Below are 23,945 nucleotides of genomic sequence, written 5' to 3' on the forward strand. Positions count from 1 at the left end.
ACTCACTATGACCGGACAGGACCTGACGGTTGAAAAGCTTTCCATATCATTTGGTGGAAAGCAGGTCGTACACGACCTCTCTTTTCAAATAACGCCTGGCAAAATTCTAGCCATGGTGGGTGAGTCCGGATCGGGCAAAAGCGTAACCGCGCGCAGTCTCGTCGGGTTAGCGGGCGACCGGGCTCAGGTTACAGCAGCGAGCCTTCGCCTCGGTGATGATGAGATCCTGCGGCTGGATGACGCTGCCTGGGGGGTGATCCGTGGGCAGAAGATAGGGTTCGTTCTTCAGGATGCGCTGACATCACTCGATCCGTTACGAACAGTCGGGCAGGAAATAGAGGAATCGCTGACGGCAGATGGTAAGTGGCGCGGCTGGCGTAATCGTGCAGCGCGTCGAAAGCAGGTGCTGGAGCTTTTGAAAAGCACATCTGTGCCGGAGCCTGAAATACGTGCACGGCAACGGGCCGATGAACTCTCTGGAGGACTTCGGCAAAGAGCGCTCATCGCCTCTGTAATAGCTCTGAACCCAGGAATAGTGATTGCGGATGAGCCAACGACTGCGCTGGATGCCAGTGCGGTCTCTCATGTCCTCGGCCTGTTTCGTGACCTGAAAAATGCGGGTCATGGAATATTGTTGATCAGCCATGACATCGAAGCGGTGTCTCAGGTCGCTGACTCGATCATCGTCGTCAAGAACGGGCAAATGATAGAGCATGGCGAGACTGAGCAGATTTTGCGCCATCCTTCGCAAGATTATACGCGCTTGCTACTAAGTTCGGTTCTGAAGCAAAACCGTAAGTCCCCAGAGCCTTCAACTCTGCAAGCAAAAGACGAGACCCCGTTACTCGTCGTGAATGATATCGTCAAAAGCTATCCTAATACGACTGGAGCATCGAGGCTCGCAGTAGATCATGTCAGTTTTACCCTTCAAAGAGGCAAAACACTCGGCATTTTGGGTGAATCTGGCTCAGGGAAGACGACAACAGCACGGATCATCGCCGGGTTTCTGGAACCTGATGGGGGTAATGTATGGTTTGACGGGAGATTATGGAGCGGAGTTCAAGCGAAGACCAATCGAAGCGTTGAAGAACATGAGCGCCGACCGTTTCGACATGAAATGGGTATCGTTTATCAGGATCCACTCAGTTCCTTCGATCCGCGCTGGACTGTTCAGCGTATTCTTGCTGATGCTCTAAAAGCCAGTGCCATCCCACGCGCCGAGCATAATGATCGCATTGTGGCTCTTTTGACATTAGTGCGGTTAACACCAGATATATCCCGCCGGTTTCCTCTTCAGCTCTCAGGCGGCCAGCGCCAGCGCATCGCAATTGCACGTGCCATCGCGGGAAATCCCAAGTTGATCGTCTGTGATGAACCTGTTTCAGCGCTTGACGTCTCAGTGCAGACACAGGTGCTGGAACTGCTCACAGAGCTACAAGAACGCCTCAATATCTCTTATTTGTTCATTTCTCATGATTTGGGCGTCATTCGTCAGATCAGTGACGACGTCCTTGTAATGCAGAATGGTCGCGTAGTTGAAGCCGGACCGACACAACAGGTCTTTGAAGCGCCACAGCATAACTTCACGCGGCTTTTACTCAATTCAAAACTGCCTGATTATGTATAGTAAAAAGGCGATCTCTGCTTTTTTTGGAGGGCCCTTAAGGTGATTCTAGCAATAATAATTTCAATCTAAACGGGATTATTATAAGAGCTCATGCAAGGTATGAACCCCCGCGGTAGACGCAGGCATGAGGCAAGGCATTGAACGGGCGCGTTAAGCTTTCTGATATTTCAAAGAAAACCGGCCTGAACGTTTCCACAATCAGTCGCGCGCTCTCAAATCCGGAGCGCGTGAGCGAGGAGACACGGCACCTTGTTCAAGAGGTAGCCGCGCAACTGGGGTACGTCGGCAATGCCGCAGCTCGCAATCTAATCCTTGGAAAAACGGACACCATCATGGTGCTGATCCCGACCTTTCCAGGACAACCGATTTCGCCAGTTTTTACCGAAGTTCTTCGAGGGATTTGCGAAGAGGCGGAAGCTCATGGATTGAGCGTAATGCTGCAACAAAATCTAAGTCAGGCGATCTCGTCTGACGATGCCACAAAATTTTTAAGAGCTGGAACGGTGGACGGGGTATTACTTCTCGCAGCAGAGAAATGGACATCGCCTCATGCTTTCAGACCGAAAGAACACGTCCTTCCTGTTATCAGTGTATTAAACGATTTGACATCTTATGGCCTTGTTAGCGTCGTAGCCGAGGAAAAGCAGGCATTCTCGGAAATCGTGGATCATTTGGCGGCGCGCGGTCATCGTCATTTTGCTTTCGTCTCCGGGCCACGCGAGACTACCCATGAGCAAATACGATTTCAAGCGACTACCAGTCACCTGAAAAGATTAGGCCTTTTAGCGGACCTCGTCAGACTGGAAGGGGGGCCATTCGATCTACAATCTGGGAAACGCGCTGCACAAGCATTTCTAAAACTCAAGACACGGCCAACGGCTGTCATCTGCTGCAGTGATTCATTGGCTTTCGGCTTCCTGCATGAAGTTCAGAATGCCGGACTGAAGGTGCCTGCAGACGTAGCAATAGCAGGCTACGATGGCCTTGATTATACGGCGTTCACAACGCCTTCGCTCACAACATCATCACAGCCATCTTCTGAGATGGGATGCGTTGCTGTGCGAATGTTAAATGATATTTGGAACAAAAAAATACTGAATCCCACCCTTGCAGCGTTAGTGCCATCCCTATTGGTGAGGCAGTCTACCTGAGTAGGTATCCGTATTAAGCCGTAGCATCTATGTGAAGGTGGCATCATCAAGATTGGTCTTGATGATGCCACAAGTTCTTTATTTTTTTTCTGTAGGAATAACTGTTGCCCCACTTTTTTTGAATTCTTCTACTAACAGAGTCGATGCAAGGTGGAATGCACGTTTTGCGTGGGCATATGGTAGCCATTGTCCCATCATGTTCCATGGCATGCCATTATTATACGTAGCGATAGCAACAAGTGTTTCGTTGTTAGAACCATCTACCGCAATGAGTTCTTCGCTAGCACCGCCTGGGAACGGCGGAGGAATGGGAGGCATACCACCTCCGGCGGCACCTGCGGCAAACCCTGCAACGACAGGAATAGCGTTGTAGTACCATTTGCTACGACGAATATTGGTAATCGCAGCGCGAATATGTATTGCGTCTGTGCAAGGTGCGCATGTTGATGCATCGACGACGTTATAGATCGTTCCGACCTGCTTTCTAATTTCTGTAGTGAACGCATCAGTCATACGTGCAGCTACTTCGGGTTTGAGGTGAGGCGCGTTGGCAACAGGGTGCCATGCAACAGGATCAATCACCGCAATTTTGTATTTAGAAGCCTCCAAGCCAGGCTTTACGTAGATATGATCATCCACATGCCCTTTTTGGGGTGTCATTTCAGTGTAGGTCTCTTCCGGTAGAAAACCTGAATGCGTCACTTTCTGTCCAGCGCAGCCCGTTATGTCCAGAAATAGGAGTATGGAGGTTCCTAATTGCGCGGTATTTTTTACTGCTCTTAGCACGGATATTTTCCTTCTATTTAGCTCGGTTTTGCGTTTCTATTTATAAAAAGAGAAAATATTGTTGTTTTCTCTTTAAGGTTTCCAGTTGGATTCGCTTACAAATCCTTTTTGGTGCGGATCCATGGCAAAGAAGAAATAGAGTAGAATAGATTCCTGTTGTGGCCCTGGAAGTGCTTTGAATTCGCGTGCGTTTATACCGTTTTTGCAACGGATGATCGTCTCAAGAGCAATTCTAAATTCTGGCCAAGAAAGACGACCATCATGATCTGCATCTAAGGACGCAAAGCCTGATTTCTGAACTACTGTTTCAGGGCATTTATCTGGTGATTTAGCATTTACGGTGAACGCGAAACTCATCGCGTTGATGCAGAACAGATAGCCGAGAAATCGTAAGTAGGCCGCCATGGCGAATTTACAGCGCATCTGCTCAGCCATTTTTACCAAGAAAGGATGAATCAGATAATTCCATTGAATAAACCTCACCAGAATATAGACTACAAGAGAGGATTACCTCAAAGGTAATATCGAGGATCCTCTATGTCGTTAATCTACAAGATAAGGATTTCTAAAATATCTCTCTATTATTTCAGAATTGAAACACAAGATAATATTTTTATAAAATTAGATTGAATTATATTCGCAGAGTTTTTATTTAAAATTATTTGATGTGGATAAGAAAATAGAATTCTGATTAAGCAGACTGACACGTACTTCAAGGCCGCCTTCGAAATGATTGCAAACATCAATTGAGCCGCCATGAGCCTGAACAATTGACAAAGCCGATGTAAGCCCCAGACCCACGCCACCAGTTTCTCGGTTGCGGGATTTATCGACCCTAAAATAGGGCTCAAATATTCGTTCGATTGCACTTTCAGGAATGCCAGGGCCTTTATCTCGAATGGAGACGATGTACCGCTCTTTGGTGCATATTAACTCTATCGTCGGCGGAGTAGCATATTTGATCGCATTTTCTACCAGATTGGTAAAAACACGCTTGAGAGCAAAGGGTCGACCTTGGCATGTCGCGCGGACTGGACCGATGTAGTTTATTGAAATATTCTGGTCCGCAAAATCATTGACAATCGTATGCAAAATTCCGGGAAGATCAAATGTTGTAATATTTTCACTTATGGCATCGTCACGAAAGAAAGAGAGCGCGCCGTCAATCATCGCCTGCATTTCATCAACATCACGAAACAGCTTTGCTTGCTGTTCCGGGTCTTCGATGAACTCCCCTCTAAGACGGATACGGGTCAAGGGCGTTCTCAGATCATGAGAAATCGCCGCAAGCATGGTTGTACGGTCAGCAATGAACTTCTGAATCTGTGCCTGCATGGCGTTGATCGTTCTCACAACCAACCGTAACTGCCGGGGCCCGGTCTCCGGAATGGGGGCAGTATATGGTTTAGCGCCGTAACGTCCCACGTCTTTTGCAAGTTTCTCAATTGGGTGAGATAGTTGACGGGAGGCAATAAGCGATACTGCGATGATCCATGACACGAGAATTGTGAGTTCTAAAAGAAGGCGTTCGCGGGCGTAAAAGCCCCAACTACGCACAAGCGCGGAGCAAAGGAGCCAGCTACCGTCCTGGAGTTGTAGAGCCAAAAAAGTCGCATTCGGGTATTTGCGCTTATCAACACGAATACCCTCCGCTGCGGAAACAGGGTTTTCTATCGAGAATGCATCAAGACGCCGTGCTGTATTTCCGATGAATGACGAAATCAATTGTTCCCCAGACTGAACTTCGGACGGCTTATAATTTGCCGTTTCAAGGGCCTTTGCTGTGTTGCTTCCCGTTTCAAACCACTCAAACGTCAGTCTCTCCGTTGAAGCTGCATTAGAAAGCTTGACGCGATCAAACTGTGGGGCAGCACTGATTACGCGGCTTACTGTAGCAACTTCCTGTAAAAGTCCGGTTTGTTCAATATTAGGTGCTGCCCAATACCCCCCAAACATGAAGAATAACTGGAGAAACCCGATTGTCGTAGCGGCTGCAAGCGCAACAGTGGTGACGAGACGAAGGGTAATGGTGTCTTCAAACCATAGGCGGCGTTTCATAAACGCTTGACCGCAGGGGAGAACAAATACCCTCCATTCCGAACAGTACGAATTACGGTCGGGTTTTTAGGGTCATCTTCAAGTTTATGCCGTAGACGACTGATCTGCACATCGATGCTGCGGTCATAGGCCGTGTGGTTTCGTCCCCGGGCAAAATCCAGAAGCTGATCTCTGGTAAGAACCCTCTGCGGATGCTCTACCAAAGCTAACAGAAGCTCGAATTCTCCACCTGACAGGAGAACCAGGGCATTATCTTCGGATCGCAGTTCACGGCGCGCGACGTCCAAGCGCCAGCCCCCGAATGCCAGGAGGGGACGGGCTTCATTCTCAGATGAAATTTCATGCTTGCCGGATGTTCGCCGCAAAACTGCTTTAACTCTGGCAAGAAGCTCACGCTGATCGAACGGCTTTGTCAGATAATCGTCCGCTCCGATTTCCAAACCGACGACCCGGTCCGTATGTTCTGCCATAGCAGAGAGCATGATGACTGGTACATTCGAGGACGTTCTCAGTCGACGACAGAGGCTAAAGCCATCTTCATTGCGTAGCATAATATCTAGAATGACTAGATCAACATTTCCTGCCGATATTGCGGAGAACATGGCTACGCCATCCTCAGCTATGGACACGGTATAGGAATGTTTACCGAGAAAGTTTGTCAACAAGGCAAGAATGTCCTTGTCGTCATCAACGATAAGGAGATGAGGCATCACAGTCATCCAGTCTTGATAGCATGTGAGATCATCCTGATGATGTCTCTTATGTGAGCAAATTATTTCAGCACGGACATATTCCTCTCATCCACAATTTCCTTTTGCCTTTCAATCCATCAAGTACCGTTTTGATATCTTAAAAGGTATAGCATTTCTAAGCTGACATATTACGGACATCTCATCGAAAAAAATCGCTACTACAACGGCTAAAGGTAGTCCTTCCTTCAGGTTGGCCCTAAGAATTTGTAGAAAAAAGGTGCTATTATGCTGGGGCGAGTTGCGGTTTTTAAGTTTAATTTTGGATACATGGCATACATAGCCTTGTGCATAATGGATATTATAAACAATCCATTTAACGTTTATATTTATTTTGGAAAAATAGCAGTTATCAGGAATATAATCGGAAAATTTGTTTTTGAATTTTATCAAACCATTGATAAAATGAAGAGAGACGTTTTAGAAATCTACTCTGTTAATAATTAATATTATACTTGAAAATTTATCCAACGCATCCCCGCAATATGGGCATGTCGCAAGTACGGGAGCGCGTTAGAAATGACCTTACTAGCTCTTACTGCCTCTTGATCGGCAGGTGATGAAAATCACGGGAAAACCACGTGAGGCCATGTTCGGCTTCAGGGTTGTTATATATGGACTGAACTTCGCAAAAGAGCACATCATGTGTTCCGGCGCTGTGTATCGTTCGTATCACACAATCAAGCGTTACAAGAGCGTCTGACAAAAGCGCAGCACCAGTTTCACCAATTTCCCATGTTCCGTGAGAAAATTTCTCTTGAGCATCAAGAGACCGGCTCGCAAATACGCGTGCCAGATCGCTGTGATTTGGCGACAACACACTAATTCCTACAATACCGTTCTGCAAAAAAGACTGATGCGATCGATTGCTGCGATTCAGGCAAACAAGCACTGTCGGCGGGGTATCGCTGACGCTACTAATGGCTGAAACCGTGAGTCCTTGGCGTCCACCAGGGCCGTCTGTCGTAACCAGAACGACTGGTGCCCCGAGTAGGCTCATTGCCTCGCGAAACTCTTCCTGACTGACATGGGAAGAACTGTGCTCGGGAAGCAACGCAGCGGCAGGGTTATGTGGCATGAAAACTACCTTTACTAGCTTTAGGGTTCAAGACGGCATATCTGCCGAAGAAATTGGCAAGGGCCTCACGAGGCACCAGAGAGCCTGCTGCCTGTGGTACCTCGGCTTTACTCATTGGTCAGAAGCTGCCTGCACAAGTAGCTCCGCCAGATCTTGAGCCGCATCGGGCAGGCCGTTTCTTTGAATCAAAATTGTCTCGATTTCGGGGACTTCGGGAAGTAATCCGGCAGGAAGAGTAGAAAGCCCCTCCGCTGCAGCAAAGCGACGCGTTCGGCAACTGGCACCCAAGCCGCTCCGGACACCGGCACGCATGGCAGGAAGGTGTGGCGTTTGGAGAACGATGCGATAATCACGGCGGGCCTTCGCTAGGGTTCCAAGCGCGGCGTCCCTGAAACGGCATGGCGGCTCTAGCAAAACCAGAGGAATTTCAGGCTGATCCAAAGTGCTGGGATCTCCTATCCAAACCATTTTATCATGCCCGACAATACGCCAGCTTGAGTTGGGTCGATCGCCATGTTGGCCAAGGCACAGGACAATATCCAGCCGGGAACGGTCAAACATCTCCAGCAGTTCCACTGAGCCGCCTACGCGGATTGTCAGACGGCACCGGGGATGTTCCAGTCGAAAACGGGCCAATACATCCGGCAGGAGCGTGTCGGCAAAATCCTGCACCATCCCAACGGTTATCGGCTCAGGATCAGAAATATGCCCAAGTTTATGCATGATGCGGTCATTGAGAGTGAGAAGCTGCCTGGCATATGCCACCAATTCTTCACCCGCAGGCGTCAGAACCAGCTTTCGTCCATCACGTCTGAACAGCTTTTGTTGAAGCACGTCTTCCAAACGCTTCATCTGAAGGCTTAAAGCTGACTGAGTCAGGAAAATGGTTTCGGTCGCCTGAGCCATGGAACCAGCTTCAACAATTGCAACAAAAGAACGCAGAAGCTCAGTCGGAACATTGCGTGCCATGCGCTGGGGCAGAGAAGAGGTGGACATAGCAACACTCCAAGGCGAACAAGACATAAAACTATATTATGTAGTTGTACTTATATTTTTCACTTGAGTCATGACGTACAAAAAAGTGTATATTGTCAATACAACGATATAATATCGTTTTTTTAAGGAGGCTGTGTCGTGCCTGTGGACTTCATCGGCTTTGTTGGCAGTCGCAATCATTCAGAGATCATTCCGGCTCATGGCCCCATCATTGATCTTGCTCATGTTGAAGCTGCGGCAAAAACCCATGAAGCTGCTGGCTTTGACAGGGTTCTGGTAGCCTTCCATTCAAATTCTCCTGACAGCATTCTGCTTTCACAGCACATTGCAGCCACGACAGAGCGTCTTGGGCTCATGGTCGCGCATCGTCCTGGCTTCACAGCTCCCACGCTTGCAGCCCGACAGTTCGCAACCCTTGATCACATCAGCCGTGGTCGTGCCGCCGTGCATATCATCACCGGAGGAAGCGATATTGAGTTCCAGGCTGATGGAGACCATACGACCAAAGCTGAGCGCTATGCCCGGACGCACGAATACATAGAAATCCTACGCCAGGAATGGAGCAGTGACGCTCCCTTTGATTATCAGGGCCGATTTTATTGCGTGAATGGCGGTCAATCGCGCGTATTGCCTTATCAGGGTCACACCATCCCAATCTATTTTGGCGGCTCTTCAGACGAAGCCATCGCCGTCGCCGGACAGCAGGCAGATGTCTATGCACTTTGGGGAGAAACGTACGAGCAAGTACGGGAAACCATCGCTCGCGTACGCGCTATTGCGGATAAGGCTGGACGGACCATTCGTTTCTCGCTTTCGTTGCGTCCCATCCTGGCCGATACAGAAGAGAAGGCTTGGGCCAAAGCGGATGATATTCTTGCCAAAGCCCGGTCTCTTCAGAACGACACGGGTTACATCCGGGCCACATGCATTCCAAATGAAGGGTCCCGTCGACTATTAGCCGCCGCTGAGCAAGGGGTGCGGCTGGATAAACGCCTCTGGACCGGCCTCGCCGCTCTGACAGGGGCAAAAGGAAATTCAACCTCCCTTGTCGGAGCGCCAGATCAGGTTGCTGATGCGCTTCTTGATTACTATCGCTTGGGAATCTCGACATTCTTGATCCGGGGTTTTGAGCCAATCATGGATGCTTATGAATATGGCCGGGATCTTTTACCCCGAGTGCATGCCTTGATTGAAAAAGAAGATCACCTCAACGGTGAAGAAGGGATGAAAATTTCAAGAAAATAGATGAAATTATTTCAGTGTTGGAAAATGATTATGACTACCAAATCACAAAATATTAGAAGCGCTGAAAATGGCTTCAGGAAAAAAACTTTCCATTTGCAACCTCGGATGCCCGCACAAACTTTTGAAGAAGAACGTCTTCATCGAAAACAGCGGTTGGCCGCAACATTTCGATTATTCAGTCGATATGGATTTGATCAAGGCCTGGCTGGCCATGTTACCGCGCGAGATCCAGAATTTCCGGATCGATACTGGATCAACCCTCTCGCTGTCCATTTTTCGCAAATCCGGGTTTCGGATCTTCAATTGGTAGACCACGACGGCAATATCCTGATTGGACAGCGACCTATCAACACGGCTGGATTCACTATTCATTCTGCGCTTCATCGTGCCAGACCGGACATCATTGCGGCCGCCCACACCCATTCGACATACGGGAAGGCCTTTTCAGCCTTAGGAACCGAGCTTCTTCCGATTACTCAGGATGCCTGCTCGTTTTATGAAGATCATGCAATCTTCAATCCCTTCAGCGGGGTCGTGCTGGATGACAAGGAAGGCGATCGCCTTGCGCGAACTCTGGGCAGCAAAAAAGCCCTCATACTGCAAAACCACGGCCTTCTGACCGCAGGACCTACCGTGGAAGCCGTAGCCTGGTGGTTTTTAGCCATGGATAACGCTGCACACACACAGCTTTTGGCACAGGCTGCTGGCCCTCTAAAACTCATCGCACCAGACATTGCAAAACTGACTGGCGGGCAGGTGGGGAGCGCAGAAGGCGCCTATTACTCGTTTCAGCCCCTGTGGGACTGGATTGTGGCCCTTGAGCCTGACCTTTTTGACTGACCCGACGATCCCAACGAGCCTAGTTTTGTTTTTTCAGTGCTTCGCGGCCAGCCGCTAGAAGAGCGCTATCTCCCTGAGGCGTATGAATTCGCCCACACAAAACGTTCCGATAGTGGCGTTCCAAAGGATTATCTTGGCTTAGACCAGGATTTCCAATGGCTGCCACCGCCTTGCCCACGGCAAGGATGGCGTTCTCAGTGACTGAGTGCTTGGTTAAACCCGCCAGTATGGTGACTTCAGTGCCTTGCTCTTGGAGCTGAAGGGCTTGATCGATGAGCCCGGCATTAGAAAGGAGCAGTGCGTCGATTTCGCCAAGAAGAACCTCGAACCGCGGCAAAGTCGCTAGAGACGCCCCCAGATTGGACGGGACGCGCTGGTGCAGGAAGTTAATCAGCCAATTACGGGCCGCCACAGCAATACCATTATACAGCGAAGCAATAACAATGGCATGCCAACTGGCAATGGCTACAGTAGGGCGCCCCTCATTTGACGCAGACGCTGAGAGCAGACCAAGGTATCGCTCTGGAATTTCTACATTATCAAAGATAATCGTATGGCTTCCGGTCGCGCGCATACCCATCTGGTGCCAGCTTTTCTCAATGCGGACACCTCGAAGGTCCAGCGGAACCAAGACAGGACCAACCTTGGGGTCAGTCTCGTCCGTTTTGGCCCAGACAATTCCCCATTGCAGGGCAGTCGAGCCTGTTGAGAAGATTTTGCGGCCGCTGATGCACCAGGCTTGTCCGCGCTGACTGACAGTCGTAGCTGGCAAACCGCCTCTGGCAGGCGTTCCTAACTCCGGCTCTACACGCAGAGCATTGATGAGCGCCCCCTCCTGAAGGACGCTCTCGAACAACTCCTGTTTGACCTCTTCTGACCACTCGGACGAATGAGCAAAAGCTGCAGTTTGAAGATACTGCATTGCCAGAATAAGGGCAGTTGACGGATCTCCTTGCGCTATCTGTCCGACAATCCTGACTATCGCGCTCAGTGAAATATCTTGGCCGCCTGCGCTTCTGGGAAGAGCGAGCGATAAAAAACCTGCATCTTGAAGATCCTGAAGGTTCTCGAGGGAAATGCTACCACTCCGGTCATACCGCGCAGCCCGCTCTTCGAACAATGGAATGAGCTTTTTGAGAACCTCGTCCATGCCCTCTGGGAGGCAGTGCTCTAAAAATGGCTTGTCACCCATGGGGGATCTCCGATCTCAGTCTGGCCGAGATTACAACATCTTTGACGGGGCGCGGAAACCAAGGGCTGAAAATATCCCGCACAACACACGCTCTTCTCTCTGGATTAAAAAGCTGCACACGCCAGTGTGTCGGGCAGGAAAGGTCGAGAGACGATCGTCAAGTCCTGTAAAACTCTCACATTTAGAATATTCATCTGACATCTCCGCGCAGAGTTGAAACAATCATTGCTTCTTTCGGTTGTGGAGCAAGCCAATGTCAGACACCGTCGTCTTGACCGAGACGCAAAGCGCCACCGAAGTTCCAAAAGGGCCATTGTCGTTTGTAAACCTCGCGTCTTTGCGGAGATACGCGTCCCCCGTTTTTTTGGTCTGCTGCTGGCAAGCAGCGTGCTCCTCAGGTTTCTTGTCAACGCGACTTGTCTCATCTCCTGCGCAGATAGCTGTCACAGGATGGGCGCTCACCCGTGACGGAACGTTGCCATATAATCTTGGTGTCTCCCTTCTGCGGGCTGCAAGTGGGTTAGGACTAGCTCTCACCTTAGGCGTCTTACTGGCTCTTATCTCAGGCCTGTCCAAAGCAGGTGAAGACATTGTAGATGCACCCCTACAGATATTACGTACCCTTCCTGCGCTGGCGCTGGTTCCATTATTCATCCTGTGGTTCGGAATTGGCGAAACACCTAAAATTCTGCTCGTCGCGCTAGGCGCCATATTTCCGATCTATCTAAATCTTCACAGTGGAATTCGCTCCATTGACCCTAAACTTCTGGAGATGGGGTCCACACTAGGCCTGTCGCGCTGGCAGACAATCAGGGACATTTTTCTACCGGGAGCGCTACCAGATTTCCTTACAGGCTTGCGGTACGCCGTAGGGGTTTCCTGGATGATGCTTGTGGTTGCAGAGCAGGTGAATGCCGAAAGCGGGATTGGCCATATGATGATGGATGCACAGGACTTCATGCGCACAGACATCATTCTGGTCGGGCTTCTCGTCTACGGGGTCCTCGGTCTGCTGTCAGATCAAATTATCCGCTTTCTGGAAGCCATATTTCTGGCCTGGCGCCCCAGCAATGAAAAGAAGCGCACGACATGACTGCTTTGAAAGCTGCTCCACAAGATGCAGCAGTTAGCATCCAACAACTGACAAAACGCTTCGACGGCGGCTCTCCCGTGTTGGATAGGCTCAATCTGGCCATAGCTCCAGGCGAATTCGTAGCATTGCTCGGACATAGTGGCTCAGGAAAATCAACTCTCCTGAGAACACTTGCAGGACTAGATCCAGTGACAGAGGGCATTGTGACCAGACCACAACGCGTTTCGGTCGTTTTCCAGGAATCCCGGCTGCTGCCTTGGAAAAAGGTCTGGAAAAATATTGTTCTAGGCCAAGAAGACGCGGGTACCAGACAGCGTGCCGAAGTCGTTTTGGAAGAAGTGGGGCTGTCACATCGAACCAATGCATGGCCTGCGACCCTTTCCGGTGGTGAAGCGCAGCGGGCTGCCCTGGCCAGGGCACTTGTGCGGGAACCTGCCTTTCTCATGCTGGATGAACCCTTTGCGGCCCTTGACGCACTCACACGCCTGAAAATGCAGCAATTGGTCGCCGACCTCTGGAAGAAACATGGCTGCGCTGTTTTTCTTGTCACACATGACGTGGATGAGGCGCTGTTACTTGCAGATCGAGCCGTTGTGCTCGAACAGGGGCAAATCCGGGTCGATCTTCCAATTCCTCTTTCACGGCCGAGAAAACACTCCGATGGTGATTTGGAGGCTCTCCGGACAACCTTGCTCAATGCGCTGGGGGTTCATGGCGCATGAGCATTTCTTCTAAAAAGGCTATATATATGACGACCGCTCCTGAGCGCACCGCTCATTCTTCTGTCGAACCGCTCATCCTTAATCGCTGGTCTCCAAGGTCTTTTAGTCCGGTAGATATTGATCCTCAGGATCTTCTGGCCTTTCTCGATGCGGGACGGTGGGCACCTTCAGCGTATAATAGCCAGCCGTGGCGTTTCATTTATACTCGGCGCAACATGCCAGAATGGAACCGTTTTCTATCGTGGTTAATCCCGTTTAACCGCTCATGGGCAGAAAACGCATCGGCTATCGTGTTTGTCGCATCCAGAACGATTACCATCTCAAGTCGAACTGGCGAGCCATCTCCTCTGACGACGCACGCATTCGATGCTGGTGCGGCTTCTGTCCTTGTCCAGTTACAAGCATCTCAAGCAGGGTGGGCCGTTCATCCTATCAGTGGCTTTGATCATGATCTCGCCCATGCAGGCTTGGAATTACCGGAAGACTATCAGCTTCATGCAGCATTGGTCATTGGAAAGCAGGCGAATGGGGAGAACCTCTCAGATGAACTGCGGAAACGTGAGCAGCCCTCCAGCCGGGTCAGTCTTAAAGAATTGGCGTTTAAAGGGCGTTTCAACGCGTCGGAAAAATCTGAAGACTGATCAAGTTGGATTACCTCTCGCGAGCGGTATTTCTCTAGTAAGCCGCATCATTCTCTTATAGTTTAAAAAATAATTATACCTTTCTATATTAATTAGAAAAGTATAATTATACATACCATACCGATAATAATTTATTCAATAAAAATAAATATGGATAGTTATGGAGATTTACTTCCATTGTTTATTTTATATAATTGGTAATTTTAACATAAATTACTTTATTAAACTACTTTATCAGCCCAATAAATTTTTCTTTTGAGGTTTTCCTGAAAATATATTCCCTCTTATGTCAAAAAAATTCAGTACCAAGGAGCCAAAGGCAGAATCGGTTTACAATCGTAATTAATAGGTATTAGAAAGGTATTATTCATGGTTTACCTATGACGGGCTGAGGCTCGGGAGAGAGAACGATGCGTTATCGTAAGGTTCTTATGCTGGGGGTAGGGTGTGCCGTTTGGGCAACCGCTTCCGTAGAGGCAAAATCTACGTCGCAGGCTGCATCCGAAAATAAAAAAGAAAAATCCATTTCCGCTTCGGGTGACGCTGAAGAAGTAAAGGTCACGGCGAAAAATGCTCCCGATGGAGCGAGCGGGCATTCGGCAGGAGCGGGTATGATGCCTGTTCAGACTGTACCCAAGGCCCGGAGCGCCTTTACTCGAGACTTTATTGCGCATCAGCCGCCGACGCAGAATACCGCATCCATGATTGCCAGCATGCCGGGTGTGGCCGTTGGGCGAAATGATCCACTCGGACTTGATGATCAACGCATCAACCTTACGGTTCGAGGGATGGCACAAACTGAAATTGGCTATCTGATGGACGGAATTCCTGCTGCGGACCCGTCGAATTACAAGCTTTACACAACGCAGAACGTAGATAACGAAAACCTGGCTCGCGTAGACCTGACGCAAGGCTCAGCTTCACCTACATCTCCCCTGTATAATGCTGTCGGTGGTGAACTGACACAGACCTTACGAACGCCTTCAGATCATGCTGGCGGCTATGCAGACTTCAGCGGCGGCTCCTACAGCCTGGACCGTGAATTTTTCCGGATAGATACCGGAGAAATCGGGCATACCGGCATCCGATCCTATGCATCTTTTTCCCATACGCATGCAGAAGACTGGCGTGGTCCGGGCTACACAACCCGCTACCATATGGACAACAAGACCGTAAAAGAGTGGGGACATAGCGGGGCGGAACTATTGGTTTCATACAACACCACGACCAGTTTCTATCCGCGCTTCCCAACACTGACTCAGTGGAAGCAGTACGGTACCAATTTTAACTGGGAAAAGGATTATATCCCAGGCAGCGCCAATTATTATCGTTTCCAGCAGAACGTCCGAAACGCCATTACGATCGGCGCTCCCATGCATTTTGACTTGGGACATCAACTGACTGCCCACTTGACTCCGTATTACATGCATTCCGATGGGTATGGAGACGTCGGTAGCAGTCTGAGCAACACTGGCAGCTATTATGGAAACATTCCAGCGGGGAACCTGAACGTATCCCCATCTTATAACGGTTCTTTCCCCGTTTCGATTACGGACACGTTCAAAGAAAACAATGCTGGGCTCAACGCCTCGTTGTCATGGAAACATGGTCACAATACTCTAACGGTCGGGTACTGGTACGCATATTTTGCGCAGCCCGAAGCTGCAACATATGCTGCGGCAGATGCGAACGGTAGTATCGCCAGCATGTCTGGAAAATACCCGGTTGTTTCTGCGTCGGGTAATGTGCTGCACAGTTACAATATTAACTTCATGCAGCAGACAAATACGGCGTACATTGTCGATGAATATAGTGCGTTGAATGACCGCTTAAAGCTTTCTGCCGCATTCAAAGAAAGCATGATTACGAGGCAGCTTACTCAAATCATGCCTGGCCTACCGTCATACAGAAACGGCAACAGCGATGCCGTGCCGCTTCCTCAAGTGATGGCAAGTTATCAGATCACACCGAATGACCAAATTTTCGTTAACGGAACAACGGGCTTTGCCGAACCTGCTGGGTGGCCGAGCTACGCTGATTTTATCAGCGTCGCCACCGGCAAACAGACGCGTGGCCATGCACAAAATCTAAAGCCGGAATACGCAATTTCTGAAGAGCTGGGATATCGCCATCATGGCTTCGTAAACGTCAATATTGCCCTATTTAATTACAATTTTACGAACCGTCAGGTTTCTACGACAGAGGTCGTAGGCGGAACGAGAGTGAGTTCGTCGATCAATGGCGGTGGACAAACATCTCGCGGAGCAACTATTGAACTGGGATTGAAGCCTTGGCATCATTTCAGCCCCTACATCTCAGGCCAGTATATCCACGCGACGATCGATAATAACTTGAGAGCGTCCAGCGGTGACTATCTGAGAACTAAGGGAAAACTGGCTGTTAATACACCGGAATTCACAGCATCCGTCGGAATTTTGTATGACAATGGCAGCGCATTTGGCGGTCTTTTGTTCAACTATGTTGGAAGTCAATACTCCACATTCATGAACGATGAGAAGATGCCAGCATACGAAACTCTGAATATGAATTTAGGCTACAGATTTCAGTCTGTTGGTTTCCTGCATCGCCCACAAATTCAGCTGAATTTGGTTAATCTTGGGCTTGGTAACAAGGGTTACCTCTCTTCGACGTATTCTGTTGCAACGAACGCTCATGCCACGACGGGCGTGTATGGCACAGCGATCGCCGCCAGCGCACCAACTTACAACGTCGCAGGCGGATTTGCAGGAATTGTCTCGGTCTCCTCTGGATTTTGAGATACGCGAAAAAATGAGCGCTCTGGAAATGTTCAAGACTATCCCAAGCGCTCATCGATCGCATGGGTAATTTCAAACAGAGATCTAATTTCCATATCTGAGGCAAAAGGCAGGAACGAGTTATCAGGTATTTTTTTGGTATTATTAAGGTTCTATGGCAGTTGAGGTCTACGAGGAAACATTCATGCAGTTTGCCGATATTGCTGTAATCTGTGCTTATTTCATTGCACTGCCTGTCCTGGCGATCACGCTTTCACGCCGAAAGAACTCATCCGGAGATTTTCTCTCAGCCGCTCATGACCTGCCGTGGTGGGCGATCTGCCTGTCTTTGGTCGCCACCGAGACCTCAACCCTGACATTCATCAGTATTCCAGGAGTAAGTTATGGAAGCGGTATGGTGTTCCTGGGGCTCGCGGCAGGATATTTTATTGGCCGTTTGATCGTGACCATATGGTTTTTGCCGCTGTATGCACAAGGCCGCATGACAAGTGCATACCAGTATCTGGGTCATCGCTTCGGTGCTGGATTGCAGCAAGCAGCGTCAGTCGCATTTCTGATAACGCGACTGCTTGCGGAAGGCGTTCGTTTATCGGCAGGGCTTATCCCACTCATGTGGATGCTTGATCATGAAGGGATCAGCATAAACCGCGCCTTAGTCATGGGCATCATTATGGTATTTACACTGACTTATACGATGATGGGTGGTCTTCGCGCGGTCGTGTGGTCTGATACTATTCAGCTGTGCATTTATCTTTTTGGCGCAGTCATCTGTGCTGTACTGCTGAATAACGAGATCTCTCCTGAAGGTTGGTCCAGTGCGTGGAGATCAGGGCATCTGGCACCTTTCCATCATATGACTATGGGCAACCTGGTGTCTGATCCCTTTACGCTTTTAGCCGCGTTAGTCGGAGGGGCTATTCTCTCAGTTGCCTCTCACGGAACTGACCAACTCATGGTTCAGCGCCTTCTGGCTGCACGTAGCTTGAGAGATGCGCGCTTTGCACTAATGGGAAGTGCTTTTGTTATCGCGTTTTTGTTTGGGATCCTGTCCCTAATCGGCGTGCAACTCTGGATACGCAATGGAGGCACCTCTCTCACGTCTCTGGGGCTGAATTCTCCTGACGACCTTTTCCCAACTTTTATTGTTTCAGGGCTGCCAGCAGGCTTAGGCGGGTTGCTTCTAGCCGGTGTATTAAGCGCGACTATGGGTTCGCTATCATCTACACTTAACGCAATGGCGAGTGCTGTTTTAACAGATTTTGGGCCTTTACCGGCACGTGCCCTTCAGACGTGCCAAACACGCTTAAATTTAGGGCAGGGTAAGCTGTTCGCACCTCGGGTCCTAACGTTGGTGTGCAGCCTTGCCCTTTTGTTGACTGCGCTGTGGTTCACAGGAAGCCGACAATCAGCGGTCATTCTGGGCTTAACAGTCGCAGGATGGTCTTATGGGCCAACACTAGGCACGTTCCTGTTTGGAATGCTGTATCCATCAGCATGCTTGAAAGATGCGTTAACGGGATTTTCTGTTTCTCTGGCAGGCATGGCCGTAATGATGGGGGCATTACAGTATTATAGCTGGCACGTGGCTTTTCCCTGGTTAGTGCCGTTAGGAATTACCTTGATGGTCATATCGGGATCTATTTCAATAATGTTCACAAAAGGCGGGCTCCAACACTTTCCGTCTGCCCCCGACACTTCAAAGGACTGACAATCATGGCCATCAAGGACCCCAATAACCTTTCAAAGGTTTCTTCTGGCACGGAATCTCAGGACCCCCGTTATGTCGACGTTGACCTTTGGCCGGCTACCTCCATTCTGGACGCACTTGCGGAAGCCCAGATGTCCGCAACAGCAGTTGTTAAAACGTCAGTCCCGCAAATTGCAAAAATCGTCGCTGCGGCGCTTCCTCGGCTACAGGCAGGAGGGCGCCTTTTTTACGTGGGTGCCGGTACATCTGGGCGTGTCGGGCTTCAGGACGGTGTAGAACTTACACCTACGTTTGGGTGGGAGCCTGAGCGTCTGGTTCTCATGCTGGCCGGAGGTACCAAAGCGCTTTTCGAAGCTGTCGAAGGAGCGGAAGACCGCGAGGATACGGCTCGTGCCGAGATATTGTCTCACACTCCAGGGCCGAATGATGTTGTCCTCGGGATCGCAGCAAGTGGTGCAACCCCCTACACGTGTGCCGCGATTGCAACTGCCAGAGAAATGGGCTCGCTGACTGTCGGCATAAGCTCCAATCCGGCCGGCCGACTTCTCAGTGAGGCAGAGATGGGTCTCAGTATCGTCACGGGTCCTGAAGTTATTGCCGGGTCAACGCGTTTGAAGGCAGGGACGGCACAAAAAGCGGCTCTAAATCTTCTGTCCACTACGCTCATGATTCAGATGGGTCATTGCTACCGGGGGCAGATGGTGGACATGCGCGTCGTCAATGCAAAACTGGAAAGACGAGCAGCACAGATGGTGCACTTGTTAGCGGGCGGAACTCCCGCGGAAATCGCTGATGCACTTGCAGTGAGTGGTCAAAACGTCAAGCGAGCCGTGCTCGTTCGGTCCGGCATGACAATTGACGACGCCGAAAGTGCTCTTGTTGCCCACGAAGGTAATTTGCGCGCCGCTCTTACGTCCCGCCAGGAACACGAGTAATTTTCATGCACGTGATAAGTTCGCAAAAGCTGTTCGCTGCCCTGACGCCTGATCCCGCAGACCGCAAGCCTCTCTACTTGCAACTTGCTGAGCAACTAAGGGAATTGATTGAGAGTGGAGCCCTTAAGGGTGGAGATGCTGTTCCTCCAGAGCGGGAAATTGCAGAGTTCACCGGTGTTTCACGAGTGACAGTCCGCAAATCGTTAGAGCAGTTGGTAAATGCGGGACTTCTAACTCAACGCCCAGGTGCTGGAACCTTTGTCACCCGACGCATCCAGCAGCCCCTGTCTGCCTTGATGGGCTTTTCCGAAGATATGCGGGCGAGGGGCTATGAACCCGGCTCAATCTGGCTAGGCAAGCGCATGGCTGGGGCCAGCCCGGACGAAGCAATGGCAATGGGTATGGCCCCGGGCGCACCCGTGCTTCGCCTCAAGCGGATCAGAACCGCAGATGGGGAACCTCTGGCCATTGAGACCGCCGTTATTTCTCGCAGGGATCTGGCATCTCCCGAGTTAGTCAAAGATTCATTTTATGAGGCGTTGAAAGAGCGAGGCCTGTTGCCAGTCAGAGCGCTTCAGCGCATTCGTGCCAGAATGGCGACTACTCAAGAGGCGGAGCTCCTCCACCTTGTGCAGCCGAGTGCCATTCTTGAAATTGAACGAAGATCTTTTTTGGCAGATGGACGAATACTTGAGGTGACATTCTCATGCTATCGCGCCGATCTCTATGACTTTGTCGTGGAACTCCGAACATCCGCAGAGCGTGGCTGACCGTGTGGTCTTTCAGGAGATAAAAGCAGGATGACAAGTCCCAATCCCTCATCGTCCAAACGTAACCTGACGGTTACAAGTCGGCGCATTTTTCTGACGGGCACCGCAACATTGGTCTGTGGCGGTCTGTCTGCTTGTGCTCAATCTTCAGACGACAGGTTCTTGCGAGTAGATACCTTAGCGCAGCGAGCAGTCCGGAAGGGGGAGGTACCGGGGATTGTTCTTGCAGTCGGGCATCAGGGACAGATTGTACATCGTTACGTTTGCGGCAACCGAGCATTGGTTCCGAACCGGGAAGCGATGACCTGGGATACGCGCTTTGATATGGCTTCTCAGACCAAGCCTACCATGACAGCGTTGTCTATTATGCAACTTGTCGAGAGGGGGCAGGTGGGTCTGGACGAACCTGTCAGCCGTTATTTACCCGCCTTTGCCGCGAATGGAAAAGCGCCTGTCACAATACGCCTGCTCCTGACCCACTATTCCGGCTTGCCCCCGGACCTCTCTTTGGACGATGCGTGGTATGGCAAAGCCGAAGCCGTTCGTCGTGCGATGACTTCTTCGCTGGCCAATCCCCCAGCCGAAAAATTTGTTTACAGTGATATCAACTTCATCACGCTGGGACTTGTGGTCGAGAAAGTCAGCGGGCTTTCTCTGAACACATACGTTCAAAAAGAAATTCTGGGTCCTTTGAGGATGACGGAATCCGGCTATCTGCCTGATCCATCACTCAAAATGATCATCGCTCCAACACAATATGATGAACACGGCATGATGCTTCGTGGCGTGGTACACGACCCGACTGCGCGCCGTATGGGCGGAGTGGCCGGGCATGCAGGTCTCTTCTCAGACGCTCATGACATGTGCCTGTACGCACAAGCATTGCTGGATCGGATTGCGGGCAGGCCAAGTGCATTTCCACTCCGCCGCGAAACTCTGCAACAGATGATCTCCCCACAACAACCACAAGGAAAAACAGAACTTCGTGGCTTTGGATGGGATAACACGACCCATTACTCCTCGCCCAGAGGCAGCTCTTTCTCTGACACTTCCTTCGGCCACACAGGTTTCACTGGAACGTCGCTTTGGATCGACCCGGCCAGTGATTCATACGTCTTAATCTTAACCAACAGGGTTCACCCGAATGGGAGAGGGAATGTCTCTCAACTTCGATACGATATTGTCACGGAAGCCGCGCATGCACTCGGTCTCTACAACAGGGCCTAAAGCATACAATGAGCACTGAAACGACTGCTGCACGACATGTCTGATTGGATTGATCCGTGACCTGTTCCAGCATCGCGGCAATAGATGGCGGGGGCACCAAAACACTGCTTGTCGTTCTCCACCGAGACGGCACTCTAGGCCCTGTTATAAGAGCCCCTGGCTCCAACCCATTCGATCAAGTCGACTGGCAGTCCATCCTGATATCCTTGATGTCCCGTCTTCCCTCAACCACGAAAGCCCTATCTCTTGGGCTCGCGGGCTACGGAGAGATGCGGCCATCCGGCCGAAAACAGAAAGACGTCGTAGCGGCAAATTTCCCGCATATTTTCAATATTACCAACGACGTGGATATTGCCTGTACCGGAGCATTTGCCGGGCATGGCGGCCTTCTTCTGCTGGCAGGAACAGGCTCTGTCGCGTGGGTCGTTAATGGCAAAGGCGAACAAGACCGTGTTGGCGGATGGGGAAGTCTGTTTGGCGATGAAGGCAGTGCGTTCTGGATTGGTCGACAGGCTCTGTCATTACTGGCGATGCTGTTAGATGGCCGCAATCAAAAAGATTGGGCATTCCTCGAACCGTTTGCTGACGTTCTCGGGTTATCTTCTAAAGCGAATTCTTATGATGCTGGGCTAATGGAATGGTACAGCCGCCTCGAAAATCCTCGTGCATCAGTGGCATCGCTGGCAAAAACGGTTTCAGATCTAGCTGAGCAGGGCATTGTGCCAGCTCAGCGTATAATGGTTGAAGCCGCAGCTCTTTTGGGAGCACACATCACTGCTGCGAGACGCAAATTTCCCGATACATCTCTCCCCTGGAGCTACGCTGGTGGAGCTCTCCAAAGTCGTCTCCTTCGAGAGACACTAGCCGCTCATCACGGTGCGCCCCTGGTGCCCCGTCTGCCACCGGTGGGCGGAGCTTTGCTCAACGCCGCTCAAATGGCCGGATGGAATCCCGATGAACGCTGGATCTGTAAAACAGCTGCAACCTTACGGTTAGCGGGCATCAGTTCATGAAACGAAAACAGAGGCCGTGACGAGTGAGCTATGAGTATGCGGTCTCTCAGCACAATATGGCAAAATCCTGTGATTTAAGGAGCCTGTCGCCATGCTGCTGAGGGGCATGGTAAGGAACGAGTATCATGAGCAACCAAACTCCTACGCCCGTCTCCAGCCACGCTGATCGCCCTGACAGCGCTAACACGCTCTCCGCATTTCTGACGCTCAGCATGGCTGTAGCTGCCGGCGTTGCGGTTGCGAACATTTACTATAATCAGCCCATGCTTGGCATCATGAAGCGTGACCTGCCAGGTTCGACCACAAACATGATTCCAACCGGCACTCAACTTGGTTATGCCGCGGGACTGTTTCTTCTTGTTCCTGTCGGGGACCTTCTGGAGCGCAAACGGCTGATTGTTCTTCAGTTTGTTCTGCTCGCGCTTGCCCTTGCCGCTGCGGCAATAGCACCAAACGCAGCCCTCCTGCTTGTGGCGTCCGTCGCGGTTGGTGCACTCGCAACTGTTGCACAGCTCATTGTTCCTTTTGCCGCGCATCTTTCCTCTCCGGAAAGACGCGGCCACACTGTCGGCATTGTTATGGCAGGCCTCCTGTGCGGCATTCTTCTAAGTCGGACCTTGGCCGGTGTCGTCGCTACATATGCCGGGTGGCGCGAGATGTTCTGGCTCGGTGCTCCGATCGCTCTGGGCACAGGCGCCTTGTTGGCGTGGGTTCTTCCTGCCAGCAAGCCGACCTCGAAAATGCATTATGGGCAATTACTTGCGTCCCTTGCAGGCCTTTGGAAAGAGTTTCCGCAGTTACGCCTCGCAGCAGTCACTCAAAGTCTCCTGTTTGGAGCTTTCAGCGTCTTTTGGACGATCCTCGCCCTTCACCTGCAAGAGCCCAAGTTTGGATTAGGGGCGGGCACTGCAGGTCTGTTCGGCATTGTCGGAGCCGTTGGCATCCTTGCGGCCCCGATTGCCGGAAAAATTGCCGATCAACACGGCCCTCATAAAATGATTATTCTTGGGGCCATGTTGACACTTCTGTCATGGGGCATTTTCGGTCTCTGGAATTCGCTTCCAGATCTGATCGCTGGGGTGATCGTTCTGGATTTTGCAATTCAGGGCGCGCTCGTGTCGCATCAGCATGTCGTTTATGCCCTGCGGCCTGAAGCGCGAGCACGCCTGAATACCATTTTTATGGGAACAATGTTTCTTGGCGGAGCTCTTGGCTCCGCCGCGACGATGATGGTTTGGCCCACATTCGGCTGGACTGGAATTGTCCTTCTTGGTGCGGGCCTGGCACTTTCGGCTACTTTGCTCCAACTGCGCAATTGGAACAATTCATAAGACCGG

At 50.6% G+C, this 23,945-nt stretch carries 21 protein-coding genes; 14 read left to right on the forward strand and 7 right to left on the reverse strand.

Going from position 1 to position 23,945, the window contains the following annotated elements; genetic code table 11:
* Positions 1–7: 7 nt before the first annotated feature.
* Positions 8–1,627, forward strand: coding sequence for an ATP-binding cassette domain-containing protein (locus GCE01_RS11430; protein WP_099212963.1), 1,620 nt, complete (start codon positions 8–10; stop codon positions 1,625–1,627).
* Between the two features lie 137 nt (positions 1,628–1,764).
* The gene (locus GCE01_RS11435) at positions 1,765–2,778 is read left to right on the forward strand and encodes a LacI family DNA-binding transcriptional regulator (RefSeq protein ID WP_099212964.1); all 1,014 of its coding nucleotides are present in this window, start codon (positions 1,765–1,767) and stop codon (positions 2,776–2,778) included.
* A 78-nt stretch (positions 2,779–2,856) separates the two neighbouring features.
* Here the strand turns inward: GCE01_RS11435 and GCE01_RS11440 are convergent, their stop codons facing one another.
* The 6 genes from GCE01_RS11440 to GCE01_RS11470 form a co-directional block, all read right to left on the reverse strand.
* Positions 2,857–3,564 (reverse strand): DUF3313 family protein, encoded by a 708-nt coding sequence (locus GCE01_RS11440; RefSeq protein WP_244591191.1) that lies wholly within the window; start codon positions 3,562–3,564, stop codon positions 2,857–2,859.
* Between the two features lie 72 nt (positions 3,565–3,636).
* Positions 3,637–3,999: a hypothetical protein gene (locus tag GCE01_RS11445; protein ID WP_099212965.1), complete on the reverse strand. Its 363-nt coding sequence runs from the start codon at positions 3,997–3,999 to the stop codon at positions 3,637–3,639.
* A gap of 213 nt (positions 4,000–4,212) precedes the next feature.
* Complete coding sequence (locus GCE01_RS11450) at positions 4,213–5,622, reverse strand: sensor histidine kinase (protein WP_099212966.1); 1,410 nt, start codon at positions 5,620–5,622, stop codon at positions 4,213–4,215.
* Positions 5,619–6,341, reverse strand: a complete 723-nt coding sequence (locus tag GCE01_RS11455; protein ID WP_099212967.1) for a response regulator — start codon at positions 6,339–6,341, stop codon at positions 5,619–5,621. Before GCE01_RS11455 ends, GCE01_RS11450 begins: the two co-directional genes overlap by 4 nt.
* Before the next feature lie 565 nt (positions 6,342–6,906).
* Entirely contained in the window at positions 6,907–7,449 is a 543-nt protein-coding gene (locus tag GCE01_RS11465) for a flavin reductase (protein WP_099212969.1), read from the reverse strand.
* 111 nt (positions 7,450–7,560) lie between these two features.
* Complete coding sequence (locus GCE01_RS11470; RefSeq protein WP_099212970.1) at positions 7,561–8,445, reverse strand: LysR substrate-binding domain-containing protein; 885 nt, start codon at positions 8,443–8,445, stop codon at positions 7,561–7,563.
* Positions 8,446–8,583: 138 nt separating this feature from the next.
* On the opposite strand from GCE01_RS11470, the gene GCE01_RS11475 reads away from it, so the two are divergent.
* Both GCE01_RS11475 and GCE01_RS11480 read left to right on the forward strand, forming a co-directional pair.
* Complete coding sequence (locus GCE01_RS11475) at positions 8,584–9,690, forward strand: LLM class flavin-dependent oxidoreductase (RefSeq protein ID WP_099212971.1); 1,107 nt, start codon at positions 8,584–8,586, stop codon at positions 9,688–9,690.
* A 30-nt stretch (positions 9,691–9,720) separates the two neighbouring features.
* Complete coding sequence (locus tag GCE01_RS11480; RefSeq protein ID WP_167386159.1) at positions 9,721–10,530, forward strand: class II aldolase/adducin family protein; 810 nt, start codon at positions 9,721–9,723, stop codon at positions 10,528–10,530.
* Positions 10,531–10,549: 19 nt separating this feature from the next.
* Here GCE01_RS11480 and GCE01_RS11485 read toward each other — a convergent pair whose 3' ends face one another.
* Positions 10,550–11,722 carry an acyl-CoA dehydrogenase family protein gene (locus tag GCE01_RS11485; RefSeq protein ID WP_099212972.1) on the reverse strand — a complete coding sequence of 391 codons (1,173 nt, stop codon included), beginning with the start codon at positions 11,720–11,722 and terminating at the stop codon, positions 10,550–10,552.
* Positions 11,723–11,975: 253 nt separating this feature from the next.
* Between GCE01_RS11485 and GCE01_RS11490 the strand changes: the two genes are divergently transcribed.
* The 10 genes from GCE01_RS11490 to GCE01_RS11535 all read left to right on the forward strand — a co-directional run bounded on the left by GCE01_RS11490 (position 11,976) and on the right by GCE01_RS11535 (position 23,939).
* Positions 11,976–12,815, forward strand: a complete 840-nt coding sequence (locus GCE01_RS11490) for an ABC transporter permease (RefSeq protein ID WP_099212973.1) — start codon at positions 11,976–11,978, stop codon at positions 12,813–12,815.
* Positions 12,812–13,537, forward strand: a complete 726-nt coding sequence (locus GCE01_RS11495; protein WP_099212974.1) for an ABC transporter ATP-binding protein — start codon at positions 12,812–12,814, stop codon at positions 13,535–13,537. The genes GCE01_RS11490 and GCE01_RS11495 overlap by 4 nt, the downstream gene beginning before the upstream one ends.
* A 26-nt stretch (positions 13,538–13,563) precedes the next feature.
* The gene (locus GCE01_RS11500; protein WP_099213055.1) at positions 13,564–14,178 is read left to right on the forward strand and encodes a nitroreductase family protein; all 615 of its coding nucleotides are present in this window, start codon (positions 13,564–13,566) and stop codon (positions 14,176–14,178) included.
* Positions 14,179–14,588: 410 nt separating this feature from the next.
* Positions 14,589–16,955 carry a TonB-dependent receptor gene (locus GCE01_RS11505; protein ID WP_099212975.1) on the forward strand — a complete coding sequence of 789 codons (2,367 nt, stop codon included), beginning with the start codon at positions 14,589–14,591 and terminating at the stop codon, positions 16,953–16,955.
* 184 nt (positions 16,956–17,139) lie between these two features.
* Complete coding sequence (locus tag GCE01_RS11510; protein ID WP_244591192.1) at positions 17,140–18,663, forward strand: sodium:solute symporter; 1,524 nt, start codon at positions 17,140–17,142, stop codon at positions 18,661–18,663.
* Positions 18,664–18,668: 5 nt separating this feature from the next.
* Entirely contained in the window at positions 18,669–19,598 is a 930-nt protein-coding gene (locus GCE01_RS11515) for an N-acetylmuramic acid 6-phosphate etherase (RefSeq protein WP_099212977.1), read from the forward strand.
* 5 nt (positions 19,599–19,603) lie between these two features.
* Positions 19,604–20,368 (forward strand): GntR family transcriptional regulator, encoded by a 765-nt coding sequence (locus GCE01_RS11520; protein ID WP_099212978.1) that lies wholly within the window; start codon positions 19,604–19,606, stop codon positions 20,366–20,368.
* Between the two features lie 30 nt (positions 20,369–20,398).
* Positions 20,399–21,595 carry a serine hydrolase domain-containing protein gene (locus tag GCE01_RS11525; RefSeq protein WP_099212979.1) on the forward strand — a complete coding sequence of 399 codons (1,197 nt, stop codon included), beginning with the start codon at positions 20,399–20,401 and terminating at the stop codon, positions 21,593–21,595.
* 56 nt (positions 21,596–21,651) lie between these two features.
* The gene (locus GCE01_RS11530; RefSeq protein WP_099212980.1) at positions 21,652–22,608 is read left to right on the forward strand and encodes an N-acetylglucosamine kinase; all 957 of its coding nucleotides are present in this window, start codon (positions 21,652–21,654) and stop codon (positions 22,606–22,608) included.
* Between the two features lie 125 nt (positions 22,609–22,733).
* Complete coding sequence (locus GCE01_RS11535; protein WP_099212981.1) at positions 22,734–23,939, forward strand: MFS transporter; 1,206 nt, start codon at positions 22,734–22,736, stop codon at positions 23,937–23,939.
* Positions 23,940–23,945 lie beyond the last annotated feature (6 nt).

Origin of the sequence: Gluconobacter cerinus, assembly GCF_002723935.1 — a bacterium.
Lineage (GTDB): Bacteria > Pseudomonadota > Alphaproteobacteria > Acetobacterales > Acetobacteraceae > Gluconobacter > Gluconobacter cerinus.

Bases quoted from the DNA above. Each gene is read 5' to 3' on its own strand.
- GCE01_RS11500 (WP_099213055.1), top strand. From the start codon at position 13,564: ATGACGACCGCTCCTGAGCGCACCGCTCATTCTTCTGTCGAACCGCTC.
- GCE01_RS11485 (WP_099212972.1), bottom strand. From the start codon at position 11,722: ATGGGTGACAAGCCATTTTTAGAGCACTGCCTCCCAGAGGGCATGGAC.
- GCE01_RS11470 (WP_099212970.1), bottom strand. From the start codon at position 8,445: ATGTCCACCTCTTCTCTGCCCCAGCGCATGGCACGCAATGTTCCGACT.
- GCE01_RS11430 (WP_099212963.1), top strand. From the start codon at position 8: ATGACCGGACAGGACCTGACGGTTGAAAAGCTTTCCATATCATTTGGT.
- GCE01_RS11495 (WP_099212974.1), top strand. From the start codon at position 12,812: ATGACTGCTTTGAAAGCTGCTCCACAAGATGCAGCAGTTAGCATCCAA.
- GCE01_RS11510 (WP_244591192.1), top strand. From the start codon at position 17,140: ATGCAGTTTGCCGATATTGCTGTAATCTGTGCTTATTTCATTGCACTG.
- GCE01_RS11520 (WP_099212978.1), top strand. From the start codon at position 19,604: ATGCACGTGATAAGTTCGCAAAAGCTGTTCGCTGCCCTGACGCCTGAT.
- GCE01_RS11515 (WP_099212977.1), top strand. From the start codon at position 18,669: ATGGCCATCAAGGACCCCAATAACCTTTCAAAGGTTTCTTCTGGCACG.
- GCE01_RS11490 (WP_099212973.1), top strand. From the start codon at position 11,976: ATGTCAGACACCGTCGTCTTGACCGAGACGCAAAGCGCCACCGAAGTT.
- GCE01_RS11445 (WP_099212965.1), bottom strand. From the start codon at position 3,999: ATGGCTGAGCAGATGCGCTGTAAATTCGCCATGGCGGCCTACTTACGA.
- GCE01_RS11455 (WP_099212967.1), bottom strand. From the start codon at position 6,341: ATGACTGTGATGCCTCATCTCCTTATCGTTGATGACGACAAGGACATT.
- GCE01_RS11465 (WP_099212969.1), bottom strand. From the start codon at position 7,449: ATGCCACATAACCCTGCCGCTGCGTTGCTTCCCGAGCACAGTTCTTCC.
- GCE01_RS11480 (WP_167386159.1), top strand. From the start codon at position 9,721: ATGACTACCAAATCACAAAATATTAGAAGCGCTGAAAATGGCTTCAGG.
- GCE01_RS11505 (WP_099212975.1), top strand. From the start codon at position 14,589: ATGCGTTATCGTAAGGTTCTTATGCTGGGGGTAGGGTGTGCCGTTTGG.
- GCE01_RS11450 (WP_099212966.1), bottom strand. From the start codon at position 5,622: ATGAAACGCCGCCTATGGTTTGAAGACACCATTACCCTTCGTCTCGTC.
- GCE01_RS11535 (WP_099212981.1), top strand. From the start codon at position 22,734: ATGAGCAACCAAACTCCTACGCCCGTCTCCAGCCACGCTGATCGCCCT.
- GCE01_RS11525 (WP_099212979.1), top strand. From the start codon at position 20,399: ATGACAAGTCCCAATCCCTCATCGTCCAAACGTAACCTGACGGTTACA.